We start from the raw sequence: 9,509 nt of genomic DNA, 5'->3' as shown, positions 1-9,509 counted from the left end.
CGCATGTCTCGTGGGCTCGGAGATGGGTATAAGGGACAGCGGCAGGTGGGCCGGTTCGTTCCGCTGAAGGTGCTGGGGCAGGGGGGCATGGGGGTGGTGTACGCCGCCTATGACCCGGACCTGGACCGCAAGGTGGCGCTGAAGCTCCTGCGGGTGAAGGGCGGCCACGAGGACCTGGAGCAGGGGCGGGCGCGGCTGTTGCGCGAGGCGCAGGCCATGGCGCGCATCTCCCACCCCAACGTCATCCCCGTGTTCGAGGTGGGGCAGTGGGATCAGCAGATCTACGTGGCGATGGCGCTGGTGGACGGCGGCACGCTGCGCGACTGGACGAAGGCGAAGCCCCAGACGTGGCAGGAGCTGCTGGACAAGTACCTGGCGGCGGGCAGGGGCCTGGAGGCGGCGCACGCGGCGGGGCTGGTGCACCGCGACTTCAAGCCGGCCAACGTGCTGGTGGGCAAGGACGGGCGCGTCTACGTCACGGACTTCGGGCTGGCGCGGCCCATGGGCGAGGCGGCGGACGACGATGACGACGGCGAGCACACGCGGCCGGTGGGGGACGACTCGCCGCTGAACTCGCAGCTCACGCAGGCGGGCCTGGTGATGGGCACGCCCGCGTACATGTCGCCGGAGCAGTTCCGGGGCGAGCTGCTGGACTCGAGGTCGGACCAGTTCAGCTTCTGCGCGGCGCTGTACCGCGCGCTGTATGGCATCCGCCCGTTCGACCCGGACGAGCTGTCGCGGGTGGCGTCCCAGCTGCGAGCCCGGGGCGGGGCGGATGACGAGCCGGGCGTGACGGAGGCCGCGGCGGTGCAGGTGCTGCCGCCCTCGCCCATCCTGGAGCCGCCGCGCGACTCGAAGGTGCCGGCCTGGGTGCGCCGCGCACTGATGAAGGGGCTGTCGCTGGAGCCTCGCGACCGGTTCCGCTCCATGGCGGAGCTGTTGACGGTGCTGGGGCAGCGGGAGCGGCGGGCCCTGCTTCAGCGCCGCGCGGGTGCGGCCGTGGCGGCCACGGTCGTGCTGGGCGTGGCGGGCGGGGTGGCGTGGTCGCGCTCCAACGTATGCGAGGGCGCGGCGGCCCTGGTGGCGGAGCGCTGGGGGCCGGACGCTCGCGAGAAGGTGACGCAGGCGTTCCTCGCGACGAAGAGCCCGGTGGCGCAGGACATGGCGCGCCGGGTGGGCGAGGTACTGGACGGCTACGGCGCGGAGTGGGCGAAGCAGCACACGGTGGCGTGCGAGGACACGCGCGTGCGCGAGGTGCAGACAGAGGAGCTGTTGTCCCAGCGCTTCGTGTGCCTGGAGCGGCGGCGCAAGGACCTGGGCGCGCTGGTGGCCACGTTGCAGACGGCGGACGTGGCGCTGGTGGACAAGTCGCTGGACGCCGCCTACGCGCTGCCCGCGCCGGGAGACTGCTCGGACGTGGAGTCTCTCACGGAGCTGCAGCCCCGGCCCGCGGACCCGGCGAAGCGCGCGGAACTGGAGTCGCTTGAGGGGCAGCTGGCGGAGGTGAAGGCCCGGGTGGACCTGAGCCGGATGCCCAAGGCGCTGGAGCTGGCGAAGGGGGCCGAAGCGCGCGTGCTGGCCACGGGCTACCTGCCGTTGATGGCGGAGCTGCGCTTCCACCTGGGCTGGGCGCAGGCGGTGCTGGGCGACAAGGCCGCGGGTGGCGCGGTGCTGGAGCAGGCCCTCTACGACGCGGAGGCCGGCCGGGCGGACCGGCTGGCGGTGTCGGTGATGAACAAGCTGCTCTACGTGGACGGGGAGCAGGATCAATTCGCGCTCGCGCAGCGCTGGGGCCGGCTGGGCGAGGCGACGTTGAAGCGCGTGGGCGGCGACGCGGTGCTGGAGAGCGACCTCAAGGTGAACGAGGCCAACCTCGCGTTGATGCAGGACCACTCGGACGAAGCGCTGAAGCTGCTGGAGCAGGCGTCGGGGCTCCTGGCGAAGGCGTTGCCGGAGGGGCACCCCAAGCGGGCGCGAGTGGCGTTCACGCTGGGGCGCACGCTGCTGGAGACGGGCAAGAGCGCGCGGGCGGTGACGGTGCTGAAGGACGCGCTCGCCCAGACAGAGAAGGCGATGGGGCCCGTGCACCTGGACACGGCGCGAAGGCACCAGGCGCTGTCCATGGCGCTGCGCGAGCAGCGGGACTTCGCCGGGGCGCTGGAGCACGCGCGGGTGTCGGTGGCGCTGCACCGCACGCTGCTGGGCGCGCAGAGCGTGAAGCTGGCGGAGGCGCTGGACGAGGAGGGCATGAGCCTGCTCGCGCTCAAGCGCTACCCGGAGGCGCTGCGGGACTACGAGGAAGCGCTGGCTGTGAAGCAGGCGAAGCTGGGGCCGGACGACGAGCTGGTCTACTACTCGCTGGACGGCGTGGGGCAGGCGCTGCTGGGCCTGGGCCGCACGCGTGAGGCGGTTGCCTCACTGAAGCAGGCGCTGTCCTTCAAGGACGCGCAGGAGGATTCGCTGGGCGAGTCCGGCTTCGCGCTCGCGCAGGCGCTGTGGAAGGAAGGCGCGGAGGCGGAGGCGCGCGACGCGGCGTCACAGGCGCTCGCGCGCTTCACGTCCGCGGGCCGCACGGCGCAGTCGAAGGAGGTGGAGGCCTGGCTCTCCGCCCGGCCCGCGCCAGTGGTGAAGGCCGTGCCGGTGTCCGGCGCGCGCGGTGGCAAGCGCAGGCGGTAGGCGTGGCCGTACCTGGTGCCGCGGGGCAGCAGCCCGAGTCCGCTCGCACGGAGCCGTGCAGGCGGTAGGCGTGGCTGCGCCGGTCTCGAAGGTTCGCGGCCTGTACCCGCAGCGCGGTGGCAAGCGCGGGGCGGTAGGCGTGGCTGCGCCGGTCGCGAAGGTTCGCGGCCTGTACCCGCAGCGCGGTGGCAAGCGCGGGGCGGTAGGCGTGGCCGCGCCGGTCACGAAGGTTCGCGGCCTGTACCCGCAGCGCGGTGGCAAGCGCGGGGCGGCAGGCGTGGCCGGGCCGGTGGCGAAGTCTTGCGGCCTGGGGCCGCCGCGCATGGAGCACGTGCGCGGGCGGTAGCGCTTCAGGCCGCTGGAGTCCTCAGCACTCCGGCAGGCCGACGCTGAGGTTCGCGACCTCCAGGACGTTGACCGCGAGTCCGCCGCGCGCGGTCTCCTTGTACTTGTCCTTCATGTCGCGGCCGGTGTCGCGCATCGTCTTGATGACCTTGTCCAGGCTCACGAAGTGCCGCCCGTCGCCGGACAGCGCCATGCGCACGGCGTTGATGGCCTTCACGGACGCCATCGCGTTGCGCTCGATGCAGGGCACCTGCACCAGCCCGCCAATGGGGTCGCAGGTGAGCCCCAGGTTGTGCTCCATGGCGATCTCCGCCGCGTTCTCCACCTGCAGCGGCGTGCCGCCCAGCACCTCCGCCAACGCCCCCGCCGCCATCGAGCACGCGCTGCCCACCTCGCCCTGGCAGCCCACCTCCGCGCCGCTGATGGACGCGTTCTCCTTGTAGAGCGCCCCAATGGCGCCCGCCGTGAGGAGGAAGCGCACCACGCCGTCCGCGTTCGCTCCCGGCACGAAGCGCCAGTAGTAGTGCAGCACCGCCGGGATGATGCCCGCCGCGCCGTTCGTGGGCGCGGTGACGACGCGCCCTCCCGCCGCGTTCTCCTCGTTCACCGCGAGCGCGTACAGGTTCACCCAGTCCAGCACCGTCAGCGGGTTGGTGAGCCCCGCCTCCGGCCGGCTGATGAGCCGCTGGTACATCGCCGCCGCGCGCCGCTCCACCTTCAGACCGCCGGGCAGGATGCCCCCCGTGGTGCACCCGCGCGTCACGCACGCCTGCATCACCTCCCAGATGCGCAGCAGCCCCGAGCGGATGGCCTCCTCGCTCCGCAGCGTCAATTCGTTGCGCAGCATCACCGAGCTGATGGGCAGCCGCTCCCGCTCGCAGTGCGTGAGCAGCTCCGCCGCGGACTTGAAGGGCAGGGGCAGTGTCGCGTTCTCCGCGCGCAGCGGATCCGCGCCTGCCGTCGCCTGCTCATCCACCACGAAGCCGCCGCCCACCGAATAGTAGATGCGGCAGGCCAGCTGCTCGCCGCCCTCGCCGGTCGCGGTGAAGCGCATGCCGTTGGGGTGGTAGGGCAGCACCTTGCGCTTGTGCATCACCAGGTGCTCGCCGTCGCGGAAGGGCAGCACCAGCCGCTGGAGCAGCGACACGCGCCCCTCCGCGCGCCAGTGCGCGACGATGGACGGCACCAGCTCCACGTCCACGTCTTCCGGCGTGTCGCCGCGCAGGCCCAGCAGCACGGCCTTGTCGCTGCCGTGCCCCTTGCCCGTCGCGCCCAGCGAACCGAACAGCTCCACCTTGAGCCGCGTCACGCGCTCCAGGAGCCCCGCGTCCGACAAGCCCACCACGAACATGCGGGCCGCGCGCATGGGGCCCACCGTGTGCGAGCTGGAGGGGCCGATTCCAATCTTGAAGAGGTCGAAGACGCTGACGGACATGGATGAACCCACCATGCCATGTCCAACGCACGCCGCCTGTCACACCCCGCTCACGACGCGCTGCATGCATCCAGTTCAAGTCATGCAGGCCGCAAGGCGACACGTCGCGCGTGCGCTTCCCCCTCTGGGCGTGGGGGAAGTTGCCATCCCAAGCATGACGCGTCCGGGCTAACCGGCGGCGGGCTGCGGGCCCGTGGCGGGCTGGGGCGGCGTGGCGGGCGTCTTCGGCCGGAAGGCGAGCAGGCGCAGGCCGTTGAAGACCACGAGCAGCGTGCTGCCCTCGTGGAGCACCACCGCCTGGCTGATTTTCGTCAGGTTCAGCACGGCGGCGACGACGAGCACCGCGCTCACGCCCAGCGCGATGACCAGGTTCTGCTTCATCACGGCCGTGGCCCGCTTGGACAGCTCCAGCGCGAAGGGCAGCTTCGCCAGGTCGTCGCTCATCAGCACCACGTCCGCCGTCTCCAGCGCCGCGTCACTTCCGGCGCCGCCCATGGCCACGCCCACGGCCGCGGCGGCCAGCGCGGGCGCGTCGTTGACGCCGTCGCCCACCATGGCCACCGGGTGCGTGCGGCCCAGGTCCTTCACCGCCGTCACCTTGTCCGCGGGCATCAGCGGCGCCTTCGCCTCGTCCAGGCCCACCTGCTGCGCGATGGAGCGGGCCACGAGCGCGTTGTCGCCGGACAGCATCACCGTGCGCTCGATGCCGCCCGCCTTCAGCGCCTGCACCACCTGCCGGGCGCCGCCGCGCAGCGTGTCCGCCACGCCCAGCACGCCCAGGTAGCGGCCCGCGCGGCGCACCACCATCGTCGTCTGGCCCGCCTCCTCCAGCCGCGTCACCTCGGCGGCGACCTCCGGAGGAAGGGCCTCGCCCGCGAAGAGGGCCACGCTGCCCACCTCCACCGCTTCGTCGCCCACCTTCGCGCGGATGCCCTGGCCGTGGATGGCCTCCAGGTCGCGGCCCACGGGCACGGCGACGCGCGCCTCGGCGGCGCCGTCCACCACCGCCTTGGCCAGCGGGTGCGCGGACAGCGCCTCCACGCCCGCCGCGGTGCCCAGCAGTTCCTCGCGCGTCACGCCCGGCGCGGCCCACGTCGTGAGCAGCCGGGGGCGGCCCACGGTGAGCGTGCCCGTCTTGTCGAAGGCGATGGCGCGGATGCCGCTCAGGAGCTCCAGGTAGATGCCACCCTTGATGAGCACGCCGCCGCGCGCGGCCGCCGCCACGGCGGAGAGCACGGCGGACGGCGTGGAGATGGCGAGCGCGCACGGCGACGCGGCCACCAGCAGCCCCACCGCGCGCAGTACCGCGTCCTTTATCGGCGTGCCGGTCAGCACCAGCACCGCCGGGAACAGCACCGCCGCCGCCATCACGAGCGGCGCCACCGTGCGCTCCAGGCGCTGGGCGAAGCGCTGCCGCTTGCCCTTCTGCGCCTCCGCCTGCGCCACCATGTCCACCACGCGCGCCAGCACGGACTCGGACGACAGGCGCGTCACCTCCACCTCCAGCGCCGCCTCGCAGTTGATGGTGCCGGAGAACACCTCGTCGCCCGGCTTGCGCGCCACCGGCATGGACTCGCCGGTGATGGCCGCCTGGTCCAGGGAGCTCTTGCCCTCGCGGATGATGCCGTCCAGCGGGACGCGGTCACCCGGGCGCACGACGATGCGCTCACCGCGCGCCACGTCCGCCACCGGCACCTCCACCACCTCCGAGCCCCGGCGCACGCGCGCCACCTCCGGGCGCAGCTGGCCCAGCGCTTCAATGGAGCGGCGCGCCTTCTCCATGGCCCGGTGCTCCAGCGCGTGGCCCGCGCTGAAGAGGAAGAGCAGGAACGCACCCTCGAACCACGCGCCGAGCACCGCCGCGCCCAGCGCCGCCACGACCATCATCGTTTCGATGTCGATGCGCAGCTGCGCGATGGACTGCACCGAGCCCCGGATGGCGAAGAAGCCGCCGCTCGCCATGGACAGCGCCCAGAGCACCGTGGCCACAAGCGGCGGCGCCAGCTGGAAGTGCTCCACCACGAAGCCCGCCGCCAGCAGCACGCCGGAGGCGACCACCAGGGGCAGCTCCAGCAGCGGCGCCAGGCCTCCGCCGTGCGCGTGGTGCGAACAGGCATGGCCCGCCATGGGCACTTCCAGCCCGTACCCCAGCGCCTTCACCCGGGCCTCCACGTCCGGAAGCTTCAGGTCCTCCTTGTCGTATTCGATGACCAGGCGCTCGCTGGCGTACGCGACGCTGGCGGTGAGCACGCCCTTCATCCTGGAGACGGCGTGCTCGATGACCTGGGCCGCGTCCGCGGAGTCCATCCCGCGCACGAACCAGGTGTGGTGCAGGTAGCGCGAGGCCACCTGCGCGCCCGTCTGCTGCGCGAGCGTCACCAGCTTCGACACGCTCACCAGCGACGGCTGGTAGTGGATGCACACCTCCGCGTAGCCCGCGTCGCGGCGCAGGTGCACGTCGGTGATGCCGTGCTGCGACTCCAGGGCCGCCTCCAGCCGCGCGAAGCGGCCCTGGTCGTCCGTCTCTCCCGGCAGCGTGCCCTCCAAATCCAGCTGGAGCGCGGCGCCGCCCCCTTCCGCCGGACGGTGCGCCGGCGGACGGATGACGCGCTGGGAGTGGGCATGTCCGTGGTGGTCATGCCCATGGTGGTCATGCCCGTGGTCGTGGCCATGGGAGCAGGAAGGGCCGTGCACGTGGGGCTCGCCGTGCGCATGCGCGTGCCCGTGGTCATGGCCGTGGTGGTCATGACCGTCATGCCCGTGGTCGTGGTTGCACCCCGGGCCGTGGACATGGCGCTGCACGACGTTGCCGCCGGGCTGCGCCTCCTTGAGGCCCTTGATGTTCAACGCGCCGAACCGCGACCCGCTCTTCTTCTGCTCCGACATGGCTTGTCTTCCTGACGCCCTAGTGGCGGTGTCCGCGGCGTGAGTGCGAGGGCGCGGCGGCCGGAGGCGGTGCCGCCTGGGGCTTTTCGTCCTCGTCCTCGTCGTGGTGGTCCTCGTCCTCGTGTTCTTCCGGGACGGGCTGGTCGAAGCGCTGGCCGGCGACCTCCAGCGTGAAGCGCTTGCACTCCGGAGGGATGTCGAACTCCAGCACCGCGGGCAGGCGGCCCTCGTACGTCTTCAGCACCGCGCCCTTGTCGTCGTAGACGGTGCCTCCGGCGGCGACGGTCATCGTCTCATCCACCAGCACGGCCACGAGCTCCGCCATCTCCTCCATGCGGTCCGCGTGGCGGTGGCACCAGAGGTGTCCCACGCCTGGATAGGTCGTATGGGAGATCTCCTCCATCTGCTCCTCGTCCACGTGCTCGCCCACGCCCATGAAGACGAAGTTGATGCGCGGCAGCCGGCCGGAGGCGATCTCCTTGGCCACCTGGGTGGCGTAGGCCGTCACGTCATGGGCGTCGTTGATCTGCGAGTCCGTGATGATGACCGCCAGGCCCCGCTTGGCGCCTTCGCCCACCTGCTGCTTGATGTGCGCCACGAAGTCGCGCAGCACCGGCAGCATCACCGTGGCCTTGCCGTAGGAGCGCGGCCCGGGGAAGCGGTAGCCCTTGGCCTGCGGGCCCGTGAGGTCGCCCACCATCTCCAGCTGGGTGCCGTCGCCGGACGCCCAGTAGGTGACGCGCACCTTGCCGTCCCGGTCCTTGTTGGCCAGGTACTCCAGCATCCACTGCATCTGCGGCTCGACCTGGTTCTTCACCGGGGCGAGCTTCGCCAGGATGCCGCGCGGCCCGTACGCGTTCTCCATGCTCGCGGAGCCGTCCATGTAGAGGGCCACGTCCAGGCCCTCCACGGTGGGGTCGTGCAAGAGCGTCGCGACGACCTTGTTGCCCATCCGGTGGACGTCGGAGAAGGGGCGGTTGATGACTTCGTGGCCGGCCATCAGTGGTGGTCCTCGTCTTCGTCCTCGTCGTGGTGCTCTTCGTCGGGGAGCGGCTGGGTGTAGCGCTGGCCATTCACCTCCAGCGTGAAGCTCTTGGCCTCTTCCGGCACGTCGAACTCCAGCACCGCGGGCAGGCGGCCCTCGTACGTCTTCAGCACCGTGCCCTTGTCGTCGTAGATGGTGCCACCGGCGGCGACCGTCATGGTCTCGTCCACCAGCACGGCGACCAGCTCCGCGACCTGGGTGATCTCCTTCGCGATGCGGTGGCACCAGAGGTGCCCCACGCCCGGGAACTCCGCGTGGGCAATGTGCTCCAGCTGCTCCTCGTCGATGTCGTCACCCACGCCCACCAGCACGAAGTTGATGCGCGGCAGACGCCCGGCGGCGATCTTCTTCGCCACCTCAGCGGAGAACTTCTCCACGGCCTCCGCGTCGTGGAGGCGGCCGTCGGTGACGATGATGGCGCAGCCCCGCTTGGCGCCCACCTTCACCTGCTCCTCCAGATACTTCACGTAGTCGCGCAGCGCGGGCTCCAGGTACGTGAAGCCGCCCAGTTGCTTGGCGCCGGGGAACTTGTACTGCTTCACGTCGGTGCCCTTGAGCTCACCCACGGGCTCCACCTGGCGGCCGTTGGTGCCACAGGCCCAGTAGGCCACGCGCAAGAGGCCGTTGCGGTCCTTGGTGGCCAGGTACTCCAGCATCCACCGCACCTGCGGCTCCACGTCGTTGGAGGCCTCCTTCATCGGCGCGCCGCGCAGCCACTCCAGGAAGGTGCGCTGCTCCGCCTTGTAGGCGTACTCCTCCCGCATGCTGCCGGACGCGTCCATGTAGATGGCCATGTCCAGGCCCTCCACCGTGGGGTCGTGCAGCAGCACCGCGCGGACGCGGTCCCCTTCGCGGTGCAGGTCCGAAAACGGTTCGATCGGCTTCTCGTGTCCCATGGTCTGCCTTTCTGGAGGGTGAAAACGCTATCGCCCGGAGTGCGAGCTCCGCAAACGGGGAGGGGTCAGTCCTCGAAGTCGCTCATCCAGTCCGGCTTCTTGCCGGGCGGGGCAGGCGCCTTCTCCTGCTGCTTGGGGGCCGGACGGGCGGGCGCGGCCGGAGCCGGGCCGAAGTCCGCCTGCCATGTGGACTGGGTGGATGCCGGGGGCGCGGCGGGTGCCGGAC

At 71.7% G+C, this 9,509-nt stretch carries 6 protein-coding genes; 2 read left to right on the top strand and 4 right to left on the bottom strand.

What is annotated here, in order from left to right:
• Positions 1 to 3: 3 nt before the first annotated feature.
• Together D7W81_RS36355 and D7W81_RS42130 are read left to right on the top strand one after the other, a co-directional pair.
• Positions 4 to 2,676: a protein kinase domain-containing protein gene (locus D7W81_RS36355; RefSeq protein ID WP_120559966.1), complete on the top strand. Its 2,673-nt coding sequence runs from the start codon at positions 4 to 6 to the stop codon at positions 2,674 to 2,676.
• 70 nt (positions 2,677 to 2,746) lie between these two features.
• Entirely contained in the window at positions 2,747 to 3,022 is a 276-nt protein-coding gene (locus tag D7W81_RS42130) for a hypothetical protein (RefSeq protein WP_147445754.1), read from the top strand.
• 21 nt (positions 3,023 to 3,043) lie between these two features.
• Here D7W81_RS42130 and D7W81_RS36350 read toward each other — a convergent pair whose 3' ends face one another.
• The 4 genes from D7W81_RS36350 to D7W81_RS36335 form a co-directional block, all read right to left on the bottom strand.
• On the bottom strand, positions 3,044 to 4,456 hold the full coding sequence (locus D7W81_RS36350; protein WP_120559967.1) for an L-serine ammonia-lyase: 1,413 nt from the start codon (positions 4,454 to 4,456) through the stop codon (positions 3,044 to 3,046).
• A 168-nt stretch (positions 4,457 to 4,624) separates the two neighbouring features.
• Positions 4,625 to 7,342 carry a heavy metal translocating P-type ATPase gene (locus D7W81_RS36345; RefSeq protein ID WP_120559965.1) on the bottom strand — a complete coding sequence of 906 codons (2,718 nt, stop codon included), beginning with the start codon at positions 7,340 to 7,342 and terminating at the stop codon, positions 4,625 to 4,627.
• A gap of 19 nt (positions 7,343 to 7,361) precedes the next feature.
• A complete protein-coding gene (locus tag D7W81_RS36340; protein WP_120559964.1) occupies positions 7,362 to 8,342 on the bottom strand; it encodes a vWA domain-containing protein in 981 nt (326 codons plus the stop codon).
• Positions 8,342 to 9,283, bottom strand: coding sequence for a vWA domain-containing protein (locus D7W81_RS36335; RefSeq protein WP_120559963.1), 942 nt, complete (start codon positions 9,281 to 9,283; stop codon positions 8,342 to 8,344). Before D7W81_RS36335 ends, D7W81_RS36340 begins: the two co-directional genes overlap by 1 nt.
• Positions 9,284 to 9,509: the final 226 nt, after the last annotated feature.

This window comes from Corallococcus aberystwythensis, assembly GCF_003612165.1.
Lineage (GTDB): Bacteria > Myxococcota > Myxococcia > Myxococcales > Myxococcaceae > Corallococcus > Corallococcus aberystwythensis.
This window is presented reverse-complemented; position numbering and strand designations above follow the sequence as displayed.